Source organism: Sphingomonas sp. Root241, from assembly GCF_001428865.1.
GTDB lineage: Bacteria > Pseudomonadota > Alphaproteobacteria > Sphingomonadales > Sphingomonadaceae > Sphingomonas.
Genome location: NZ_LMIV01000002.1, coordinates 741,676 through 761,182 on the forward strand (window position 1 = coordinate 741,676; position 19,507 = coordinate 761,182).

General features: G+C 67.0%; 22 protein-coding genes and 1 tRNA gene. 12 read left to right on the forward strand and 11 right to left on the reverse strand.

What is annotated here, in order from left to right; all coding sequences use genetic code 11:
• The first annotated feature begins 93 nt into the window (after nucleotides 1-93).
• On the forward strand, nucleotides 94-1,494 hold the full coding sequence (locus tag ASE13_RS14095; RefSeq protein WP_056617002.1) for a Mur ligase family protein: 1,401 nt from the start codon (nucleotides 94-96) through the stop codon (nucleotides 1,492-1,494).
• Here the strand turns inward: ASE13_RS14095 and ASE13_RS14100 are convergent.
• Nucleotides 1,491-1,835 carry a hypothetical protein gene (locus ASE13_RS14100; protein WP_056617005.1) on the reverse strand — a complete coding sequence of 115 codons (345 nt, stop codon included), beginning with the start codon at nucleotides 1,833-1,835 and terminating at the stop codon, nucleotides 1,491-1,493. The genes ASE13_RS14095 and ASE13_RS14100 overlap by 4 nt on opposite strands.
• 51 nt (nucleotides 1,836-1,886) lie before the next feature.
• The gene (locus tag ASE13_RS20365) at nucleotides 1,887-2,009 is read right to left on the reverse strand and encodes a hypothetical protein (RefSeq protein WP_268801301.1); all 123 of its coding nucleotides are present in this window, start codon (nucleotides 2,007-2,009) and stop codon (nucleotides 1,887-1,889) included.
• Nucleotides 2,010-2,272: 263 nt separating this feature from the next.
• Between ASE13_RS20365 and ASE13_RS14105 the strand changes: the two genes are divergently transcribed.
• Genes ASE13_RS14105 through ASE13_RS14115 form a run of 3 tightly spaced genes read left to right on the forward strand, consistent with a single transcriptional unit; the run spans nucleotide 2,273 to nucleotide 3,809 of the window.
• Nucleotides 2,273-2,695, forward strand: coding sequence for a hypothetical protein (locus ASE13_RS14105; RefSeq protein WP_056617008.1), 423 nt, complete (start codon nucleotides 2,273-2,275; stop codon nucleotides 2,693-2,695).
• Nucleotides 2,692-2,898, forward strand: a complete 207-nt coding sequence (locus ASE13_RS14110; protein ID WP_056617011.1) for a helix-turn-helix transcriptional regulator — start codon at nucleotides 2,692-2,694, stop codon at nucleotides 2,896-2,898. Before ASE13_RS14105 ends, ASE13_RS14110 begins: the two co-directional genes overlap by 4 nt.
• A complete protein-coding gene (locus ASE13_RS14115; RefSeq protein WP_235536986.1) occupies nucleotides 2,895-3,809 on the forward strand; it encodes an alpha/beta fold hydrolase in 915 nt (304 codons plus the stop codon). Before ASE13_RS14110 ends, ASE13_RS14115 begins: the two co-directional genes overlap by 4 nt.
• A 63-nt stretch (nucleotides 3,810-3,872) precedes the next feature.
• Here ASE13_RS14115 and ASE13_RS14120 read toward each other — a convergent pair whose 3' ends face one another.
• The gene (locus ASE13_RS14120) at nucleotides 3,873-4,808 is read right to left on the reverse strand and encodes a DUF2171 domain-containing protein (protein WP_056617015.1); all 936 of its coding nucleotides are present in this window, start codon (nucleotides 4,806-4,808) and stop codon (nucleotides 3,873-3,875) included.
• Nucleotides 4,809-5,039: 231 nt separating this feature from the next.
• Between ASE13_RS14120 and ASE13_RS14125 the strand changes: the two genes are divergently transcribed.
• Both ASE13_RS14125 and ASE13_RS14130 read left to right on the forward strand, forming a co-directional pair.
• Nucleotides 5,040-5,115 (forward strand) — tRNA-Ala (locus ASE13_RS14125).
• 183 nt (nucleotides 5,116-5,298) lie between these two features.
• On the forward strand, nucleotides 5,299-5,973 hold the full coding sequence (locus tag ASE13_RS14130) for a hypothetical protein (protein ID WP_056617018.1): 675 nt from the start codon (nucleotides 5,299-5,301) through the stop codon (nucleotides 5,971-5,973).
• 314 nt (nucleotides 5,974-6,287) lie between these two features.
• Here ASE13_RS14130 and ASE13_RS14135 read toward each other — a convergent pair whose 3' ends face one another.
• The 6 genes from ASE13_RS14135 to ASE13_RS14160 all read right to left on the reverse strand — a co-directional run bounded on the left by ASE13_RS14135 (nucleotide 6,288) and on the right by ASE13_RS14160 (nucleotide 12,067).
• The gene (locus ASE13_RS14135) at nucleotides 6,288-6,527 is read right to left on the reverse strand and encodes a hypothetical protein (protein ID WP_056617021.1); all 240 of its coding nucleotides are present in this window, start codon (nucleotides 6,525-6,527) and stop codon (nucleotides 6,288-6,290) included.
• Between the two features lie 11 nt (nucleotides 6,528-6,538).
• On the reverse strand, nucleotides 6,539-6,748 hold the full coding sequence (locus ASE13_RS14140) for a hypothetical protein (RefSeq protein WP_056617025.1): 210 nt from the start codon (nucleotides 6,746-6,748) through the stop codon (nucleotides 6,539-6,541).
• A gap of 28 nt (nucleotides 6,749-6,776) precedes the next feature.
• The gene (locus ASE13_RS14145; protein WP_056617028.1) at nucleotides 6,777-7,118 is read right to left on the reverse strand and encodes a winged helix-turn-helix transcriptional regulator; all 342 of its coding nucleotides are present in this window, start codon (nucleotides 7,116-7,118) and stop codon (nucleotides 6,777-6,779) included.
• Nucleotides 7,119-7,195: 77 nt separating this feature from the next.
• Entirely contained in the window at nucleotides 7,196-10,291 is a 3,096-nt protein-coding gene (locus ASE13_RS14150) for an efflux RND transporter permease subunit (RefSeq protein ID WP_056617031.1), read from the reverse strand.
• Nucleotides 10,288-11,328: an efflux RND transporter periplasmic adaptor subunit gene (locus tag ASE13_RS14155; RefSeq protein ID WP_235536987.1), complete on the reverse strand. Its 1,041-nt coding sequence runs from the start codon at nucleotides 11,326-11,328 to the stop codon at nucleotides 10,288-10,290. Before ASE13_RS14155 ends, ASE13_RS14150 begins: the two co-directional genes overlap by 4 nt.
• A 121-nt stretch (nucleotides 11,329-11,449) precedes the next feature.
• A complete protein-coding gene (locus ASE13_RS14160) occupies nucleotides 11,450-12,067 on the reverse strand; it encodes a TetR/AcrR family transcriptional regulator (protein ID WP_056617039.1) in 618 nt (205 codons plus the stop codon).
• A 101-nt stretch (nucleotides 12,068-12,168) separates the two neighbouring features.
• On the opposite strand from ASE13_RS14160, the gene ASE13_RS14165 reads away from it, so the two are divergent.
• The 3 genes from ASE13_RS14165 (at nucleotide 12,169) to ASE13_RS14175 (ending at nucleotide 15,030) form a co-directional block, all read left to right on the forward strand.
• Nucleotides 12,169-13,626 carry an efflux transporter outer membrane subunit gene (locus ASE13_RS14165; RefSeq protein ID WP_235536988.1) on the forward strand — a complete coding sequence of 486 codons (1,458 nt, stop codon included), beginning with the start codon at nucleotides 12,169-12,171 and terminating at the stop codon, nucleotides 13,624-13,626.
• Between the two features lie 184 nt (nucleotides 13,627-13,810).
• Nucleotides 13,811-14,104 carry a hypothetical protein gene (locus ASE13_RS14170; RefSeq protein WP_056617044.1) on the forward strand — a complete coding sequence of 98 codons (294 nt, stop codon included), beginning with the start codon at nucleotides 13,811-13,813 and terminating at the stop codon, nucleotides 14,102-14,104.
• Nucleotides 14,104-15,030, forward strand: coding sequence for an alpha/beta fold hydrolase (locus ASE13_RS14175; protein ID WP_156404889.1), 927 nt, complete (start codon nucleotides 14,104-14,106; stop codon nucleotides 15,028-15,030). Before ASE13_RS14170 ends, ASE13_RS14175 begins: the two co-directional genes overlap by 1 nt.
• 39 nt (nucleotides 15,031-15,069) lie before the next feature.
• Here the strand turns inward: ASE13_RS14175 and ASE13_RS14180 are convergent, their stop codons facing one another.
• Nucleotides 15,070-15,933 carry a hypothetical protein gene (locus tag ASE13_RS14180; protein ID WP_156404890.1) on the reverse strand — a complete coding sequence of 288 codons (864 nt, stop codon included), beginning with the start codon at nucleotides 15,931-15,933 and terminating at the stop codon, nucleotides 15,070-15,072.
• A gap of 87 nt (nucleotides 15,934-16,020) precedes the next feature.
• Complete coding sequence (locus tag ASE13_RS14185) at nucleotides 16,021-17,301, reverse strand: S8 family serine peptidase (protein ID WP_082596810.1); 1,281 nt, start codon at nucleotides 17,299-17,301, stop codon at nucleotides 16,021-16,023.
• A gap of 98 nt (nucleotides 17,302-17,399) precedes the next feature.
• Here ASE13_RS14185 and ASE13_RS14190 point away from each other — a divergent pair, with 98 nt between their 5' ends.
• From ASE13_RS14190 to ASE13_RS14200, 3 genes are all read left to right on the forward strand, one after another.
• Complete coding sequence (locus tag ASE13_RS14190; RefSeq protein WP_056617053.1) at nucleotides 17,400-17,888, forward strand: RNA polymerase sigma factor; 489 nt, start codon at nucleotides 17,400-17,402, stop codon at nucleotides 17,886-17,888.
• Nucleotides 17,885-18,601 carry an anti-sigma factor gene (locus ASE13_RS14195; RefSeq protein ID WP_156404892.1) on the forward strand — a complete coding sequence of 239 codons (717 nt, stop codon included), beginning with the start codon at nucleotides 17,885-17,887 and terminating at the stop codon, nucleotides 18,599-18,601. Before ASE13_RS14190 ends, ASE13_RS14195 begins: the two co-directional genes overlap by 4 nt.
• Before the next feature lie 65 nt (nucleotides 18,602-18,666).
• Nucleotides 18,667-19,467: a transporter gene (locus ASE13_RS14200; protein ID WP_156404893.1), complete on the forward strand. Its 801-nt coding sequence runs from the start codon at nucleotides 18,667-18,669 to the stop codon at nucleotides 19,465-19,467.
• Nucleotides 19,468-19,507 lie beyond the last annotated feature (40 nt).

The following is a 19,507-nucleotide window of genomic DNA, read 5'->3' on the forward strand; positions in this document are numbered from 1 at the left end:
AGAAGACAAAACGGTGCTTCGACAAGCTCAGCACGAACGGAAGGAGATGTGCGGCCTTGCCCTCGCGTTGGGGATTGCCGATAGCGCGAGCCCATGCAGCACGGCAAATCTTACTTCTTCGTCGGCATCGGCGGTTCGGGAATGATGCCTCTCGCGATGATCCTGGCGGGGCAGGGCGCCACCGTCGCCGGATCGGACCGCAGCCTCGATGCGGGGCGGCTGCCCGCCAAGTTCGACGATCTCGCGCGCCGCGGAGTCGCATTGTTTCCGCAGGACGGCAGCGGGATCACCTCGCCCGACCAGATCGTCGTCGCCTCCGCGGCGATCGAGGCGAGCGTGCCCGATATGGTCCGCGCCGCCGAGCTCGGCAATGCTCGGATGACGCGCGCGGAGCTGAACGCGCAGTTGTTCAACGCCGCGCCGCAGTCGATCGGCGTGGCGGGGACCAGCGGCAAATCGACCGTCACCGGCATGATCGGATGGATCCTCCACGCCTGCGGGCGCGATCCGACGGTGATGAACGGCGCGGTGATGAAGAACTTCGTCTCCCACCAAGCGCCCTTTGCGAGTGCGCTCGTGGGCGCGGGCGAAACTTATGTCAGCGAAGTCGACGAGAGCGACGGCTCGATCGCGCTCTATTGGCCCAAAGTCGCGGTGCTCAACAATGTCAGCCTCGACCACATGCCGATGGAGAAGCTAATCGAATTGTTCGGCGCCTTCATCGCCAAGGCGGGCAAGGCCGTAGTCAACCTCGACAATGGAGAAGGCGCGGCGCTGGCGATGACGCAGCCTGCCGACCGGCTGATCAGCTTCGCGATCGAAGGCGAGGCCGATCTGGTCGCACGCAACATCGAGCAACAGCGTTTCGGTGTCGCATTCGATCTACACGCACGCGACGAGACGCCGGTTCGCGTGACGCTGCAGGTGCCCGGCCGCCACAATGTCTCGAACGCATTGGCCGCACTCGGCGCGGCGCGGGCGGCGGGCGTGCCACTCGACGAAGCGGTTCGTGCGATCGCTGGTTTCGCCGGGCTCAAGCGGCGCTTCGAACTGGTCGGCGAGGCCGGCGGTGTCGCGGTGATCGACGATTTCGGGCACAACCCGGATAAGATCGCCGCCACGCTCGACACGCTCCATGCCTTTCCCGGCCGCCTGCTGCTGCTGTTCCAGCCGCACGGCTATGGCCCGCTCAAGGTGATGCGCAGCGAACTGGTGGCGATGTTCGCCGAAAAGCTGGCGGTGGACGACCTGCTGATTCTGCCCGATCCGGTCTATCAGGGCGGCACGGTGAAGCGCGAAGTCACCAGCGCGGACATCGTCGCCGATGTTGCCGCGGGTGGGAGACAGGCGCTTCACATCCCGGAACGCGATGCCGCCGCGGCGCATCTCGCGGCGCAGGCCCGGTCGGGCGACCGAATAGTCGTAATGGGGGCGCGTGACGACACGCTCAGCCTCCTCGCGCAATCGATGCTGGATGCGCTCCACCGCGGCTAGTTCGCGGTTGACTGGGTATCCGGGTGTCGGGGATGCTCCAGCCGCGCCCGCCTGATCCGCAATCCGATGAACAATATGGTCGGCCAGAACACGGTGTTGAGCACGTCGCTCGTCGTATCGGGCATCCATTGGCCGTGGTTCACGCGGTCCATTATCTCGTTGGCGAACTCGGCGAGATAGACTGCGAGCAAGGGCCAAGGCGTCGCCAGCGAACGGCCGGACACTACTCTCACGAACAGCAGGACCGCCATCCCCGCGTGAATGTGAAGGACAGTATCGGGCGCGCCGGTGCCGTCGCCAACCCATTGGATCAGGCGACCATATAGCTCGATTGGATTCATGCATGCGCCCTAACGCGCATTCCCCCGCGCCGCCATCGCCGTACCGGATCGCTAGTCGGTGGAGTCGCGCGCGCGGCGCTCGCGCTTCATCCGGCGGGCATATTTTGCTTCGTGGGTGTTGCGCCTGACGAAGACGATCAGCCCGACTGCCGCCAGCGCCATCAGCGTGAGCAAGGCATAAGCCAGCAGGATACGATCGGGGATGGGGAATACCTATGGGCGACGTTTCATGAAGATGGGGCGGCGGCGGCCGGAAACAACGTCCGGTGGATAAGTCGAGCCTCGTTCCTCACGCGGAGGAGCACTCCATCTCAGGATCGAAGCGCCGCCGGTCTGCCTTAGATGTCGGGTATCCTTGGCTATATGTAAAACAACATTGACATTGCCGCAGGCCGTACGTAAAGCTACCTTTACTGATTCGAAAGGAAGCTTGACATATGAAGATGGCCACGCCCGCCGGCCGCCGGTATCTGCGGCGCTTTTTCCCGACGATGTTCGCTTATGTGCTCGTGCTGTGCGGCTGCGTCTGGGCGATCAGGAATTGGGAGCCCAGGGGGATCGAGCTGATCCTTCTCTCGGTGCTGCCGGCGGTGCCGATCATCGCCGCGATCGTCGTGATGGGCCTTTATCTGGTGGAGGAAACCGACGAGTTTCTCCGCCAGCGCATCGCGAGCTGCATGTTGTTCGGCACCGGTGTGCTGCTCGCAGCGGCGACGGTCTATGGCTTCCTGGTCAATGGCGGTGCGATCGAGCCCAGTTCCGAGCTGCCGCTCTGGGCCTTTCCGCTCTGGTGCGCCTCCTGGGGGCTGGCGCAATGCGTCATCGGCCTGCGCGACCGCGTGGCGGGGGGCAGCGAATGAAGAACCGCCTCCGCGTCCTCCGCGCCGAGCGCGAATGGAGCCAACAGGATCTTGCCGAACGGCTCGAGGTTTCGCGCCAGAGCGTGAACGCCATCGAGACCGGCCGCTACGATCCCTCGCTGCCGCTCGCCTTCAGGATCGCCGATCTGTTCGGCCTCCCTATCGAAGAAATCTTCCACAATCCCGCAAAGGACATCCAGTGATCGCCCGCATCCTCTTCGCGCTTGCCGCCACCGCCAGCATCCCCCTCGTCCTCGGTCCGCAGCCTGCGCACGCCGCAGCGGCGCCGGCCAGGCTGATCCAGATGGACCACATCTCGGTCGAAGTGATCGGCAAGGGCAGCCCGGTGATCCTCATCCCTGGCCTCTCCAGCCCGCGCGCGGCGTGGGACGGCGTCGCGCCCGAACTCGCCAAATCGCACGCCGTCTATCTGGTGCAGGTCAACGGCTTCGGCGGAGACGATCCGCGGGCGAATCTCAAGTCGGGTGTGCTGAATGGCATCGTCGCCGATCTCACCGCGCTGATTGCGCAGCAGAAGCTCAAGGATCCGGCGGTGATCGGGCATTCGATGGGCGGGCTGGTCGGGCTGATGCTCGCTGCGCGTCATCCGGCGAGCGTGGGGCGGCTGATGGTGGTCGATGCGCTGCCGTGGTTCGGGGTGCTGATGGCGCAGCCGGGGGCCGAACTGACTGTCGCCATGATCGAGTCCCGCGCCGCGCAGATGCGCGATGCCGTCGCGGCGAGTTTCGGCAAGCCCCCCAGCAAGCCCGCCGCGGAAGCCAATGTCGCATCGCTGACGCGAAAACCCGAGAGCCGGGCCAAGGCGACCGGATGGGCGATGGCGGCGGATCCGCGGGTGACGGCGCTGGCACTCTACGAGGATCTGACCACCGACATGCGCGGCGAACTCAAGGCGATCCGCGCGCCGGTTACTCTCGTCTATGCGTGGAACGACCAATATCCACTCAAGGACCGTGCGGACGCGTTCTTCCGCAGCCAATATGCCGCTATCCCGCAGGCCAGCTACGCCGGGATCGGCGATTCCGCGCATTTCGTCATGCTCGATCAGCCCGCGGCCTTCGCCGCCACGCTGAACGCATTCCTCGCGGGTTGACGAGGAGGGGCCCGGAGATCGCTCTCCGGGCCCGGTTTGCGTGGGCTCTTCCGGGCCTCCGGCTCAATAGGTGCCGGAGAAGCTGCGATTGAGATTATGCTCGGTCGACCAATCCGCGCGGTCGTCGCGGCTCTCGCCGAAAAGCGCACCCGATCGTTCTTCGTCGCGCCAGTGCGCTTTCGCCTCGTCGGCGGTCTTGCGCAGCGTCACCTTGTCGTCGACCGACTGGATCCAGCGCGACGGGATCGAATGATGATGGCCACCGGCGTCGCTGTCGCTCTTGGTGAGCAGGATGCGATCGCCGCGCACCTTGTCGACGGTGCCGATATGGCTGCCGTCGGATCCGAGGACCTCCATATGCTCGGTCACGCGCCGCAGTGAATCGCGCTGGCCGGAGCGTTCGGTCCGCCAGCGGCCGAACTCATTCTCGAAGCGCTGCGAATTCTCGCGCTGATATTCGTCATAGTCGCGGTCGAGCTCGGCGATGCGCTGGCGGCGCCACGATTGGTAGTGGCCGTCGCCGGTGCCGCCATAGACCCGCTCGCGGCGGCCCATGCGCTCGTCATAACGCTGGTCCATCTCGCGGCGGCGTTCGGCCTCCTCGTCGCCGAACCATGAGCGGACCTCGTCACCTGCGCGTTCGAAGAAACCGCGGTCATCGCCATAGCCGGCCCGGCCGCCGGAATAGCCGCGGCCCCGATCATATTCCCGTGCACCACCGCCGAAGCGCTGGCCGGCTACGCTGCCGCGATAATAATCCGAACGTTCGCGATCCCGATAGTCGCGGCCGCGATAGTCACTGCGATTGCTCCAGTCATAATCGTCGCGCCACGCGCGTCCGCGCGGGCGTCCGCCATAACCAAGTTCGCCGGCAGCGGCATAGTCCCGCGCGCTCGAATAGGTATAGTCGCGGCCGGAGCCGTAATCCTCGGTATAGTCTTGCGGGCTGCCGCGGCCATACGCGTCGCGCGGGCCATAGCGGCTGTTGCGGTCGTCCATCTCGCCTCTCCAGATCGTTGGTCGAACCAGGGCGCGGGCAGCGGGCAATCGCCGCCGCACCCGACGCCCGATTCAGCGTGCGAGAGGGGGGCAAGGTTCCGGCATTCCATCGAATTTCCGGCCGCTTCGACGTGCGCGAAGAGCAGCCCGCCGTCGGTGTTTCGACGCAGTTGCATAGCGGATCGGGTGACGCTAATGGGAGCGCCTTCCGGGAGACCGGAAACAGGCGGCGGGGCTGTAGCTCAGATGGGAGAGCGCTGCAATCGCACTGCAGAGGTCAGGGGTTCGATTCCCCTCAGCTCCACCAGCCGCTCCTTGCTTTTCAAGGACTCACTTGCGAAAATCGAACGCGTCCTCATCGTAGGACGGTGACTCGCCAGCCGTGCGGCGGCGCGACCTTCTGGTTCTTCTTTCCGGTAGCACGTCGTAATGCTTCACTGGTCTGTGGTATGAGCAGAAGGTCGGTGGAGCGATGAGAAAACGATCTCGCATGGGACCTCGGACGAGCACGAGTCCTTCCCGCGACATCACGGGCCTGCGCCGATTTCTGGATATCGGGCAGCAGCACGACTGGGCCGAAGGCAAGACGGACCTGCACGACGCCGCGGAGCGCGCGGACTCGCTCGAACAGCGGTTCAAATATGCAGGACGCCTTCAAAAGCTGCTTCTCCGCCCGCAGGCGCAAGACGTTCTGGAGATTCTCCGGCTCTACAGCCAGAATTGTATCCCCATGCCGCGCAAGACCGAACGGCACTACTGGTCGGTCTCCTGCCTGCCATCGACCTCCGACAAGCCGCTCGTCCGAGTCAATGCGAGCTGGATGGAGCTTTTTACGCTCTATGCGGACGGTGATGGCATCCGCTCGAGATTCATCGTCCATCTTTCGGATTTCACCACGGATCATTCCCTCGTGCAGGAGCATGTCGACGGAGCCTTCCTCGATCGCTGCGTCGCGGCCCCAGAAGATGTCGGCTGTTTCTTCCCGCGAGGTGCGGATATTTTCGGCATCCGCGTGCGGGGCTCCGCTTCGATCCGCCAGTTCCTCACATCCGCCCGCGTGTTGCGCGCCATCCGGCGCTTCAATCTGACGCACATGAACCGCGGACGGAACGCCTATCAGGCGAGCCACTGCTACAGTGTCGCAGATTACATGCTGGAGGATTGAAATTCCACGCGCGGGTGACTCGTTTCGCAGAGGCGAGGAGGAACGTGCTGCCCGGCTCTCGAAGGCGCGCTCGATAGCGACCCGCACGAGAGGAGACATGATCTCGAAGCCCAGCCGATTGGGATGGAGGCCGTCATTGGACAACCCGTCCCTTATCCCGAGTTTTTCGTCCAGAAGCGGCGTGCGGTAATCGCATAGATCAGGTCGTTCTTGCTGGCATAATCCCGCAGCCAGCGATTGAGCCAGACGATATGCGGACCCGGCACCTTCGGGCGAGCGCTGGAAGAAGGACGCGGGCGTGACTGCCCCCAGGATCACCGTGATGCCAGGCGCCCGAGCCAACTCGACATGGATTCGATGTTCGACCGGGTAAGCGCGGTTCCGGACGGGCCGGGGATATCGTTCATGCCGCCCATGATATAGACAACCGGAGGATGAAGATCGATCACGTCCGTGCGGAAGCGCGCCAGCATCTGGGTGGTGGTTTGTCCCGAGACCCGGTGATCAAGCACGTCATCGGTGAAGAGCGAGGGAATGGACGGTTTCGACTGCATCTCTCCTGCCGTCAATGCGGCGGGCGAGACTCCCGGCGCAGTTGTTCGGACAGGTTCAGCACTTCCGCTGACAGAGCCGTCAATTCCGCTTGTCGGGACTGGCCGTCACGTTCCAGCCGCTCGAAGCGCGAGGCGATATCGGCATAGGGATCGTAGTCCAGCGTGGAGGAGAGCGCTTCGAATTTGCGCCAGATCGCACGCGCGGTTTCCTGCAGCTTCATCGCGATTGCTCCATGTTCCGATGCATGATCAGCCCGTGCTCCGTGCCGGGAGGGGCGCCTTGCGCGTTTCCGCGCACCAGCGCGAAAGGGCATCCAGCGCCGGTTTCAGGCCAGCGGCCAGATCGGCGAGCATGTAGATGTGGCTGGCGTGCGGTGGAGGGAGATGGCGCCGTTCGACGAGCCCCGCGCGTTCCAGGGTGCGAAGCCGGTCGGTCAGGATGTTCGCGCTGACTCGCGGAATCGCCGATCTCAGGTCCGAGAACCGATGCTCGCCCGCGTTGAGGCGGAGCAGGATCTGCAACGTCCAGCGTCCCTCGATCTTTTCGAGCGGATCTTCTCTCGTGACGGCGCAGTCGTCGGAGATTGTCAAACTGCTCGATCGCTGGGTCGCCCATGATCCGCTCTCGTGGCAGGACGTCGCAATCGGCCCGTCGGATTCACGCCCACTCATGCCGCCGCCGCCGGGCTCTGCGCGTCGGGCTTGATCCGGTACCAGAGCGTGTAGAGCGCCGGCAGGAAGCCGAGGGTCAGGATCGTTCCGACCAGCGTCCCGCCGATCAGCGTGAAGGCCATCGCTCCCCAGAAAACCGAATGGGTGAGGGGGACGAAGGCGAGGACCGCGGCCAGCGCCGTCAGGATCACGGGGCGGGACCGCTGCACGGTCGCCTCCACCACGGCATCGAAGGGCGTCCGGCCGTGCTGCCGGTTCTCCTCGATCTGGCCAATCAGGATCAGCGTGTTGCGCATCAGAATGCCGGCGAGCGCGATCAGCCCAAGGATGGCGTTGAAGCCGAAGGGCTGGCCGGTCACCAGCAGCGTCGGCACCACGCCGACCAGCCCGAGGGGGGCGGTCAGCAGCACGATCGCCATCGCGGAGAATTGGCGCACCTGGAGCATGATGACGATCATCATCAGCAGGATCATGATTGGGAAGATCGGCGCGAGCGCGGCATTGGCCTTGCCCGCCTCCTCGATCGAGCCGCCCATGACGATGCGATACCCGGTGGGCAGCGTATCGATGACCGGCTGGAGCTTCTTGAACATGGCGGTCGAGACATCGGGGGGCTGCAGGTCGTTGGCGATGTCGCCGCGCACGGTGACGGTCGGCACGCGGTCCCGGCGCAGCAGGATCGGATCCTCCATGCGCAGCTCGAGCTTGCCGATCTGGCTGATCGGAACGCGCTGGCCGTTCGCGGCGGTCAGCGTGAAGTCGCCGATGCGCGCCGGATCGAGCCGTGCCTTCCCCGCCGAGCGTGCGACTACGTCGACGGTGCGGATATCTTCGCGAACCTGGCTGACCGTCACGCCGGAGAGCAGGAATTGAAGCTGTTCGCCGACGTCGCCGGAGGTCAGGCCCATGGCGCGAAGCCGGTCCTGATCGAGCACGAAGTGAAGCGTCGGCACGCGCTCGCCCCAATCGGTGTTGACGGTGCGCATCATCGGGTCCGCGACCATGATCGCCTGGACCCGGTCCGCGATGGTGCGCACCTTGTCGACATCGGGGCCGCTGACGCGGAACGCCACGGGATAGGGAGAGGGAGGACCGAAGACGAGCTGCGTTACCCGCACGCGCGCCGCGGGAGCGAGGCCCCCGGCCACGGCGCCGCGCAGGCGCTCCTTCAGTGCGTCGCGGGCCTCTTCCGATGGCGTGCGCACGACGATCTTGGCGAAGGAGGGATCGGGCAATTCGGGCGAAAGCGCCATGTAGAAGCGCGGCGCGCCCTGCCCGACATAGGCAGTGATGACTTCCGCCTCCGGCTGCTTGCGCAGCCAGGCCTCGACCTGTTCGGTAGCGGCGCTGGTCTGCTCGATCGACGTGCCCTTGGGCATCTGGACTTCGACCAGGGCCTCGGGCCGATCGGAGGTGGGGAAGAACTGCTTCTTCACCAGCACCATGCCGGCACCGGCGACGAGGAATGCGGCCAGCGTCGCGAGCGTCACCAGCCGGTTGCGCGTCGCGGCCCAGTGGATCAGCCCACGCAGCCTTTGGTAGCGCGGCGTCTGGTAGATCGCGTCGTGGCCGCCCGCGACCGGCTTGATCGCCGGCAGCAGCTTCACACCCATATACGGCGTGAAGACGACTGCGACGACCCAGGAGGCGAGCAGGGCGAAGCCCACCACCCAGAAGATGTTGCCGGCATATTCCCCCGCGGTCGAACGGGCGAAGCCGACCGGCATCAGGCCGATCACCGTCACCAGCGTCCCCGCCAGCATCGGCGCCGCGGTATGGCTCCACGCATAAGACGACGCCCTGATGCGGTCGAAGCCCTCCTCCATCTTCACGACCATCATCTCGATCGCGATGATCGCGTCGTCGACGAGCAGGCCGAGGGCGAGGATCAGCGAGCCCAGTGTGATGCGATCGAGCACGCGTCCGGTCGCCCACATGATGATCAGCACGATCGCGAGCGTCAGCGGCACCGCGCCCGCCACGACCACGCCGACCCGCCAGCCGAGCGCGATGAAACTGACGATCATCACGATCGCCAGCGCCTCGAGAAAGGTCCGCATGAACTGGTCGACGGCCTCGGAGATGTTCACCGACTGGTCGGTCACAGGGGCGAAGGACATGCCCAGCGGCAGCTCCGACGCGATCGCCGCGACTTCGACCTGCAGCGATTTGCCGAGATCGAGCCCGTTCCAGCCCTCGCGCATCACGACGCCCAGCAGCAGGGCGGGCTCACCCTGGCTGCGGATCAGGAAGCCGGCGGGATCCTCATAACCGCGCCGGACCTGGGCGATGTCCGAAAGGCGCAGGGTCTTGCCGTCGGCGGCGATCGGAAGCGCGCGGATCTTTTCGAGATCATCGAAGGCACCGTCGATCCGGACCAGAACCTGTGGTCCATTCGCCTCGATCGCCCCCGCCGGCGTGATCAGATTCTGCTGCGCCAGCGCGGCGAATATCGCGCGCGGCGCGATGCCCAGCGTCGCCAGCCGGTCCTGCGCGAACTCGACGAAGATGCGCTCGGGTCGTTCGCCGACGATGTTGATCTTCTTGACGCCGGGCACGTGGAGCAGCCGCTGACGCAGCGTCTCCGCCTGCCGGGCCAGGTCCCGCGGCGCCTCGCCCTTCGCCTTCAGCGCATAGAGCGCGAAGGTCACATCGCCATATTCGTCATTGACGAAGGGACCGGCGACGCCGCGGGGCAGCTTCGGCGCCTCGTCCTCGATCTTCTTGCGTGCCTGGTAGAATTCCGACTGGACCTCGGCCGGGGGCGTATTGTCGCGCAAGGTCAGCGTGGTGAATGCAAGACCGGGGCGAGTGAACGTCTCGCTGCGATCGTACCAGCGCAGCTCCTGCAGGCGCTTCTCCAGCGGCTCGGCGACCTGGTCCTGCATTTCCTGCGCGGTGGCGCCGGGCCAGGCGGTCACCACGGTCATCACCTTGATGGTGAAGCTGGGATCCTCGGCGCGTCCGAGGTTGAGGAACGCGACGATCCCGGCGAGGGTGATGGCGACGATGAAGAACAATGTGACCGCCCGCTCGCGCACCGCCAGCGCGGAGAGGTTGAACCGGCTCTTCTGCTCCGGAACCTCGCTCAACGGACGGCTCCCGCGTCGATCCGGACGGCCTGACCCTGGTGGAGCATGTGCGCGCCGAGCGCCACGAAGCGCTCACCGGGCCGCAAGCCCGCTGCCACGACCGCCGTCTCGTCACCGATCGTGGCGAGGCGAACCGGGCGCCAGCCGACCTTGGGGCTCGCTTGGTCGGTGACGACCCACACGCCCGGTCCGTGCCCGCGATCGTAAATGGCGCCGAGCGGGATCGCGATCGCGGCCTGTTGGCCGGGAACATCGAGCCGGACGGTGACGGTCGAACCCAGCGGCGCGTTCGCGGGCGCGCCGGCAAGGACGAACCTGGCCTCGAACGTCCGGGTCGCCGGATCGGCGGCGTCGCTCAACTGGCGCAGCTGCGCCTTGCCGGCCAGCCCACCATAGGTCTGCGCTTCCCCCACCGTGCCGAGCGCAGGGCGAAGCGTTTCGGGCAGCGCGACGATCGCCTCGCGCGGACCGGACCGTGCCAGCCGGACGACGATCTGGCCGGCGCCGACCACCTGTCCCGGCTCGGCCAGCGTAGCGGCGACCACGCCGTCCGCGTCGGCGATCAGTGTCGTATAGCCGGCGTCGTTTCGGCTGACACGCGCCTGCGCCTCGGCTGCGGAGAGTTGCGCACGGGCGGCAAGGGCGGCGGCTTTGGCCTGATCATAAGCGGAGGCGGAGACCGCGCCCGCCGAGACCAGATCGCGGTAGCGCTGTTCGTCGGCGCTGGTCTGGACCGCGCGGGCGCGCGCCGCCGCGACCGTGCCGGCCGCCGCCTGCGCCGCGAGCGAATAATCGGTCGAGTCGATCCGCATCAGCGGCTGGCCCCGGCGAACCGTTTGCCCGGCGTCGACCAGCCGCGCCACCACTTTGCCGCCGACCCGGAAGGCGAGGTCGCTCTGCACGCGCGCCCCGATAATGCCGGTGAACTCGCGTGCGCTTCCTTCAGCCACGCCGGCGGCGGCGATCCGCACCAGCGGCGGCTGGGTACGGGGATCGGCGTCCGATCGCCCGCATCCGGCCAGTGCGGCAGCCGCCAAGCCAAGGGCTCCGACCGTTCGTGCGCAAGACGATATCGACACGCAGGTTCCTCCTGTTCAGGCGGAACCAGATGTCACCGAGTGACTAATATGTCAACTAGTCACACAGAACTAGATCGAACTAAGGTGCGAGGCTGCGCAGGATGAGGCCGGTCACTTCCACCTGCGCATCGGGCAGGAGGTCGAGGCTGCGTTCGAGAAAGACGGGATCGATGAAGGGCAATAGCGCGTAGAAGATCGATCGGCGGGTCTCGTCGAGCGGGGTCTTGCGCTCGAACTCGCCGCTTCCCCGGCCTTCCTTCAAAATCTCCTCGATGAGATGCTGCAGGCGCTCGGTATAGGCTTGGGCCGCCGCCCATTTTTCCGAGGAGGCGTGCGCGGCGATTTCGTAGAGTTTGCGATCGGCGAAGAACAATTCGACCCCGGCGCTGGTCACCGTCTTCGCGAATCTGCGCAGCTTGTCGGTTGCGTCCTGCCCCTGTTCCACTGCCTCGCGGACCTGGCCGAACAATTGGTCGAGGCAATCGGCGCAGATCGCCTCGCCGATCGCCTGCTTCGATTCGAAGAAGCGGTAGATATAGGCTTTCGAGAAGCCGATCTCCCGCGCCAGGTCGGCCACCGTCGTCTTGGCATAGCCGTAATGGGCGAAATAGTCGTGCGCCGCCTTGACGATCTGGTCGCGGACCGAGTGTTCCGCCGGTCCGCGTGCGGCGGTCTTGCGTGCGTTCTGCGTACTCATGACCACGCCTTAGCGTGAACGCGCCCGATTGACAAATTGTGACTAATGATGTCAATGGTCACATCTGACCCTGGGCGGACCCCGATATGCGAATTTCACCTTTGTCCCTGATTGCGGTCTCGACCGCGGCCCTGCTCGGAGGCTGTGCAGTCGGCCCGGCCTATGTCGCGCCGCAGATGACGGCGCCGCCGGCTTTCCTGGGCGGGGCCGCTATCGATGCGAAGGCGGACGGGGCGGTGACGGTCGATCTGATCCATTGGTGGCGGTCGTTCGATGACCCCCTGCTGGCGAGTCTCGTGGAGCGGGCGCTGGCGCAGAATCTCGACCTGCAGCAGGCAAGCGCCCGAGTCGTGCAGACACGCGCCGGGCTGCGTCACGCCAATGCCGACCTGCTTCCCGCCGGCCAGGTCAGCGGTCAGGCGAGCGAGTCCTGGCAGTCGCTCGAGACGCCGCAGGGCAGGATCGCTTCCGCCCTGCCGGGATTCGAGCGGGAGGCACAGGGTTATGAGCTGAACCTGGGCGCAAGCTGGGAGCTCGACCTGTTCGGCGGCAAGGATGCGGCGCGCGACGCCGCGCGGGCGGATTGGCAGGCATCGGCCGCAGCCGCCACCGCTGCGCGGCTTGCCGTCGCGGCGCAGACTGCCGACACCTATGTCGCGATCCGCAGCCTTCAGGCGCGGCTCGACGTCGCGCGCGGGCAGCAGCAAGTCCAGCAGCGGCTGGTCGATCTGGTCGGGCTGCAATTTCGCAAGGGCGTGGCGGCGGAGCTGCAGCTGCGCCAGGCGGAGGGCGCCCTCGCCCAGGTGAAGGCCGCGGTGCCCGAACTCGAGCAGGGTCTCGAGATCGCCATGAACGCGCTGGACATTCTCCTCGGTGTCCAGCCGGGATCGACCCGGCCCGAACTCGCGGCCGCCGCGCCGATTCCGGTTCCGCCTGCAGTTTCGAGCGCGGGCGGGCCGCCGGCCCTGCTGCGCCGGCGCCCGGACATCATCGCGGCCGAACGCATGCTCGCCGCTTCGAATGCCCGGATCGGCGTAGCGATCGCCGAATATTATCCCAAATTCTCGCTCGGCGGACTGCTCGGCACGGCGACCATGGGCGTCGGCGGATTGTTCGGCGGTAATGCAACCCAGGCCAGTGGCGTGCTGGGGCTGCGCTGGAGGCTGTTCGACTTCGGCCGCATCGATGCCGAGATCGCCGCCGCGCGCGGCCGCAACACCGAGGCATTGGCCGCATACCGCCTGACGGTCCTGCGGGCTTCGGAGGATGTGGAAAACGCCTTTTCGAGTCTCGTCAAGCAACAGGCCCGCGCCCAGATCCTCGGCGAGGGCGAGTCTTCACTGGGCAAGGCCCGCACGTCGGCCTTCGCGGCCTACAAAGGCGGAGTCTCCAGCCTGCTCGACGTGCTCGACGCCGACCGGCGCCTTCTTGAAACCCGCGATGCCGGAATTCAGGCAAAAGCGGCTGCCACGCGTGCCGCCATCGCTTCCTTCCGCGCTCTGGGCGGCGGGTGGGAGGCTCCGGCGCCGCCCGGCGGAGCCGTCGCGTTCGGCTATTGAGCTTTGGTTTTCAGTCCGCTGGTGGCCGTCTTCGGATCGGCAGCTTTCGGGCGAAGTTGGGGAAGCCGGAATATCTCGCGACTGGCGTGAAGGGCCTCAGCGCTGGCGCCAGAAGCCGCAAACCCCGAAACCCAAGCTCCGATCACGCGTTTGCACTGCACGGGGGTGCAAATGGAGGCGGATCATGCCCCGTGGCGACAAGGACAAATATACCGACAAGCAGAAGCGCAAGGCCGAGCATATCGAGAAGGGCTATGAAGATCGCGGCGTTCCCAAGAACGAAGCCGAACGGCGTGCCTGGGCGACGGTGAACAGGGAATCGGGCGGCGGCAACAAGTCCGGTTCGGGCCGTGGAAAACCGGACACGCACGTCTCCTCCTCCCGAGGTGGCCGCGCGCGCAAGTCCGGATCGGCCGAGCAACGATCGGCGGCCGCACGCAAGGGCTGGGTTACTCGCCGCAAGCACGGCAACGGCTGATGCCGTTCGGCGGGTCGATCCTGCTGCAGGCGGGCCAAGCGCGCGTCGCGGCTACGCGAGCAGGCGCAACAGACCGGCCGGCGCTCGTGCTGCTGCACGGATGGCCGCAGTCGCGGGCGCTCTACGATGGAATCGTGGACGAACTGAGCGATACGTTCTTCGTACTGGCGATGGACTTGCCGGAGGTGGGAGATTCGCGCGGCGCACCGCCTTCCGCGGAGAAATCGGCACTGGCGGACATGCTGCTGACAGCGGCGGAAAGCGCCGGCGCCCGCGATATCACCATCGCTGGCCTCGATGTCGGCGGCATGATCGCCTTCGCCGCGGCGCGAGACCACGGCGAACGCATCTCGCGCGCGATCGTCATGAACACCGTCATTCCCGGACTGGAGCCGTGGGAAACGCTGCTCGCCGATCCGCATGTCTGGCATTTCGCCTTTCACGCCATAGCCGACCTCCCCGAAACCCTGGTGCGGGGCCGCGAGCGCGCCTATTTCGATTTCTTCCACGATGCCCTCGCCAGCGACCCGGCCAAGATCCCCGATGCGCTCCGCGAGACGTTCGCCCTGGCCTATATGCGGCAGGAGGCGCTCGAGGCGGGCTTCGACTGGTATCGCGCGATGGCCCGCGACGCCGAACGCAATGCAAGTCCCAAGGCGATATCGACACCGATGCTCTATGTCCGCGGCAATGCCGACGGGCGATCGATCGACGCCTATCGAAATGGCCTGAAGGCGGCCGGCGTCGCCAATCTCGATACGCGCGTCGCCGCCGGAGCAGGTGAGCTGCTGCCGATCGAGGCACCAGCGGCGTTCATCGAGATCATACGAGACTTTGCCCTCGGAGTGCGCACCAGCGACAACGCCGCGGACCCGCGCACGCTCGACGACGTCTCGTCCACAGACGCTGGCAGGTCCGGGCGCTGATGTCGCATCAACGCCCGGACCCATCAGGCAGCGTTCCGATCAATCGGCCGACTGGTCTTTCGCCATATCCTTGATCTCGCCCTTCGATGCGGCGGAGACCAGCACGTCGCCGGAACCGCTGAAATTGGCGGCGGGGACAGTCGCCAGCCGCTTGCCGACTTCCATCCGTACCGCCTGAACCCGGCCGCGAGCATCGGTGACGAGATTACGGACGGTGCCGATCGTCCGCCCTCTCAGGTCGGTGACTTCCATGCCCGGCGCGACTGCGAAGCTGCCGAGCGCGTCGGCTGCGGAAGAGCCGCTCAGCGCAAGAGGGCCATTGCTCGCCGTGCCGCTCGCCGAGCCGCCCGCGGCTCCGCCACCAGCGACCGAACCCGTCCCGTTGGCGACGCCGCCGATAGCGTTCCGCGCACGATCACTTGCGCCGGTCGCCAATTCGCGAGTGCTGCCGACCGCACTACGCGCGGTGTTCGTGGCGCTTCCGGCCAGGTTCCGCACGTCATCGGTGCCGATCAGGTCTGCGTTCGCAGTGCCACCGGCCGAGCCCGAGGCCGTGCCGCTGCCGGTAGTGCCCAGCGCGCCGGCGGCGCCATCGAGCGCGCTGCTCCCGCTCCCATCGGCGCCACCGGTGGCGGCGACGCGGCCGCTGCGCCGGTCGACGTTCGAATTGGCGCGGGCATTGCCGTCGGCGCGCGTGGTCGAGCGCGTGGTGGTCGTGACCGGCTCGCGCACGCGGTCGATCGTGCCTGTAGGGGCACGGTCGAGGGCGCCGCCAAGGCCGCCGAGCGAACCTCCGCCGCCGATCGTACCACCGAGACCACCGCCGCCGCCGAGAAGCTGGGCGGATGCCGGTGCCGCAGAGAAAGCGAGGGCCGCGGCCGTCGCCAGAAGGAGCGTTTTCATCGGGCTTTCCTTTCGCGTCATGGCGCACACATCTCGTGCGCTCTCCTCGAAAACGGATGCCCCCGCCGGCTTAATCCCGCCGGCCGCTCATTTATTCGGCGTCCTGCAATCGCCGCAGACCAGGCCGCGGCCATAGGCCTGATCGGCCCCGCGCTTGCCGAGATCCTGTGCCTCGCGGTCGAGCGTGCGCAGTCCGCCGGCAAGCGCCGCGTTGTCGGGGGCCGCGTAGAAGCGTGCGAGCCGGGCCGCAGCGAAAGGCACGGCGAACGAAGTACCCCGCACCGCCACGGGCCGCCCGGCGAGTCCCGCGGCAAGCATGTCGGCGCCGGGTGCCGCATAATCGAGGTGGCGCGCCCGCCCCGCTTCGATCAGCGCGCGGTTTCGTCCGTCGACGCCGGTCACTGCGAGCGCCTCGGGATAGGAAGCGGGATAAGCGGGCGGCGCGGCCGGACCGTCATTGCCGACCGCCGCCACGATCACCGTGCCGCGCGCCCGCGCCGCCGCGACTACGCGCGCGAGCAGTGGATTGGCGGGTCCGACGAGGCTCACCGCGACGATTGGCACGCGTTGCCGCACCATCCAGCCGATCGCCCGGGCGATTGCCGTCGCACTCCCGCCAGCGGGGTCGCGGCCATAGACGTCGGCGATCAGCAGCCGCGCTTGCGGCGCCGCGCCACGGATCGCCGGGCTTCCCTGAATCAGCGAGGCGATGGCGGTCGCGTGCGCATTCGGGCTCGGCCCGCCCACCGCGAATGCCTGTTGCACCAGCGGTCCCGCGATTGCTCGCGAGTCGACGCCCCCGTCGATGATGCCGATCGACAGCGGGCCGGACGCCGCCGAAAGAGGCGCCGCGCTCCCGGCCGCGCCCGGCTTCACGCTGCCACTGGCGAAATGCAGGGGATCCGCCGAGACGCTGCGGCCGTCGGCGATCGCGCGCATGCGCTTCAGTGCGGCGCGCAACGACGTGCCCGTCGGCACCCGGAAGCGCGCATAGCCGATCTCCAGGTCTTCTATCGTCTCCCGTTCGAGCAAAGTGAAGCCCGCCGCATCCGCCCGGGCAAGCAGCGCCTCGTCCGGCTCCTCGACCACGATCTCCTGCGCGCGGACCGGATTGCCGTCGCGGTCCAGCTCGATCGCGTCCGGATGCAGTCGCGCGATCTCCTCGAGTCGCTGGAGCCGCTCGCGCGCCAGCCCTCGCGCGGCGCGGTCGATCTGCTGCACCAGCGGATTCTGCGGGAGCACGGCGCCGAGGTCGCGCACTACATCACCGACGGGGCCGGGCAGCGAAGGCACCGGAAGGAGTTGCGCATTCGCCCGCGACGGCGCGATCAGCAAAGCTGCGACGAGCAACCATGGACGTCGGTTCATCCTTTCGGCTCTAACCCGGGGAAAGATTTGTGTCATGCAGGGATGAAACGGAGGAGCCCGTTCGTTTCATCCGGCAATAGCGAGGAAATCCGCAGGACGTGGCATTCGAGGACGAGATGGTGGCGCTTCTGCCGCGGCTGCGGCGGTTCGCGCATGCGCTCGCCCGATCGCCGGCCGACGCGGATGATTTGTGCCAGGCTGCGGTCGAGCGGGCGATCAATGCGCGCGCCTCGTGGCAGCCCGGAACGCGACTGGACAGCTGGATGTATCGAATCATGCGCAATCTCTGGATCGACACCGCCCGCGCGACGAACCGGCGCGGCGAGACCTTCGTCGCGGCCGAGCAGGGCGAAACCGTGGGCGACGGCGGAGACCGCGCGATCGAGGCCAGCGTCGAGCTCGGCCAGGTAATGCGCGCGATGGCCACGCTGCCGAACGAGCAGCGCGAAGTGATCGCGCTCGTCCTGGTCGAGGGCTTCGCTTACAGGGAAGCCGCGGAGATGCTCGATATCCCGATGGGTACGTTGACGTCGCGCCTCGTGCGGGGCCGCACCGCGCTGATGGCGCGGCTGGGAGAGGCGGCATGAGCATCGATCCCGAAATGCTAATGGCCTATGTCGATGGCGAGCTCGATCCGATCGCGGCGAAGCGAGTCGAGCGCGCCGCCGAGGCGGACGCGACGCTTGCGGAAGAGATCGCGCGGCAGCGCCGGATGCGCGCGCGATTGCGTTCGGCGTTCGACCCGCTCGCGACCACGCCGCCGCCGGAACCGCTCGTCGAAATGCTCCGCGCGTCGGGCAAGGTCGCCGATATCGCCGCGGTTCGCGCAAAGCGGGATCGGCCCTTGCTGCGCTGGTTGCCGGCGAGCGGCGCAGTCGCCGCGGCGCTCGCGCTGGGGCTTTTGATCGGACGCGGGCTCCCGCAAGCCGGGCCCTTCGCGATGCACGACGGAGCGCTCGTCGCGCGCGGCGAGACTGCGAAGGTGCTCGACACCCAACTCGCCTCCGCACAGCCGATGGACGCCCCGGTCCGGATCATCGTGACGTTTCGCCGGTCCGACGGCGAGTATTGCCGCGCCTTCGAAGCCGGCGCGCAGGCCGCGATCGCCTGCCGGCGCGAGGGCGCCTGGCAAGTCCAATCGCTCCGCACCGCGGGGGAGAACGCTGCTACCGAATACCGTCAGGCCGGCTCGGCGGGCGCTGCGCTGATGGCGGAAGCGCAGGACATGATGGCCGGGGAACCGCTCGACGCAGCGGGCGAGCATGCCGCTATCGGCGCGCATTGGTCCCGGCCGCGGTGAAGCTTCGGGATTAAACCTGCGGCGGCTCTCGTTCTCGTACGCACGTATCGAGAATGGAGAATGCCATGCATGCATATTCGGTCGCCCTCGGCCTGTTGTTCCTCGCCTCGCCGGCGGCGGCGCAGCAAGCCGCCGAGCCCGTTTCACGCCCGGGTAATGCCCGCGCGGAACTGAGTGTCGGCGCCGAATATCAGACCGGGGACTATGGCATCGGAGAGCGAATAGAGAGCCGTTCAGCGGTCGCTGGCGCGCGCGTGGTCAAGGGCCGCGTGGTCCTGTCGGCCTCGCTCCCCTACACCCGGGTCGATGCGCCCGGGAATGTGGTGACGGGCGGTGGCGGACTGTTCGGCCTTCCGATCATCGTCGACCCGACCCGGCCGGCGACGCGGATGCGTCGGCAGGGCATGGGCGACCTGAGGCTGGGCGCTGCATGGGTAGCGCCTCTCAAGGCCGTCGACCTTGCCGCTTACGGGCAAGTGAAGCTGCCGACGGCCAGGACCGGACTCGGCACCGGAAAGGCCGATTATGCCGTGGGTGCCGAAGCATCGAAGCCACTGGGCGCGGTGGCGCCGTTCGCGAACGTGACCTACACGATGCCGGAGAATCCGGACGGCTATCGCCTCCGCACCACCCTGGCAGGCCAGGCCGGGCTCAATGCGACGCTGGGTTCGGGCGTTTCCGGGCAGGTCGCCTATGGCTATGCGCAGAGCCCCGGCGCGTCGCTGCCCGACGAACAACTGCTCTCGATGCGGCTCACCACGGGCATCTCGTCGCGGCTTTCGCTATCGGTGCACGGCGGCGCGGGCCTGTCGAAAAGTGCTCCCGATGCCAGTGCGGGCGTGCAGCTTGGCCTGCGCCTGTTTTGAAGATCGGAACACCATGCGCCGCATTATCATGGCAACCTCA

Coding starts and splice junctions, on each gene's coding strand:
- ASE13_RS14095 (WP_056617002.1), top strand. CDS start 94: ATGCAGCACGGCAAATCTTACTTCTTCGTCGGCATCGGCGGTTCGGGA.
- ASE13_RS14100 (WP_056617005.1), bottom strand. CDS start 1,835: ATGAATCCAATCGAGCTATATGGTCGCCTGATCCAATGGGTTGGCGAC.
- ASE13_RS14105 (WP_056617008.1), top strand. CDS start 2,273: ATGAAGATGGCCACGCCCGCCGGCCGCCGGTATCTGCGGCGCTTTTTC.
- ASE13_RS14110 (WP_056617011.1), top strand. CDS start 2,692: ATGAAGAACCGCCTCCGCGTCCTCCGCGCCGAGCGCGAATGGAGCCAA.
- ASE13_RS14120 (WP_056617015.1), bottom strand. CDS start 4,808: ATGGACGACCGCAACAGCCGCTATGGCCCGCGCGACGCGTATGGCCGC.
- ASE13_RS14130 (WP_056617018.1), top strand. CDS start 5,299: ATGGGACCTCGGACGAGCACGAGTCCTTCCCGCGACATCACGGGCCTG.
- ASE13_RS14135 (WP_056617021.1), bottom strand. CDS start 6,527: ATGCAGTCGAAACCGTCCATTCCCTCGCTCTTCACCGATGACGTGCTT.
- ASE13_RS14140 (WP_056617025.1), bottom strand. CDS start 6,748: ATGAAGCTGCAGGAAACCGCGCGTGCGATCTGGCGCAAATTCGAAGCG.
- ASE13_RS14160 (WP_056617039.1), bottom strand. CDS start 12,067: ATGAGTACGCAGAACGCACGCAAGACCGCCGCACGCGGACCGGCGGAA.
- ASE13_RS14170 (WP_056617044.1), top strand. CDS start 13,811: ATGCCCCGTGGCGACAAGGACAAATATACCGACAAGCAGAAGCGCAAG.
- ASE13_RS14175 (WP_156404889.1), top strand. CDS start 14,104: ATGCCGTTCGGCGGGTCGATCCTGCTGCAGGCGGGCCAAGCGCGCGTC.
- ASE13_RS14180 (WP_156404890.1), bottom strand. CDS start 15,933: ATGAAAACGCTCCTTCTGGCGACGGCCGCGGCCCTCGCTTTCTCTGCG.
- ASE13_RS14185 (WP_082596810.1), bottom strand. CDS start 17,301: ATGAACCGACGTCCATGGTTGCTCGTCGCAGCTTTGCTGATCGCGCCG.
- ASE13_RS14195 (WP_156404892.1), top strand. CDS start 17,885: ATGAGCATCGATCCCGAAATGCTAATGGCCTATGTCGATGGCGAGCTC.
- ASE13_RS14200 (WP_156404893.1), top strand. CDS start 18,667: ATGCATGCATATTCGGTCGCCCTCGGCCTGTTGTTCCTCGCCTCGCCG.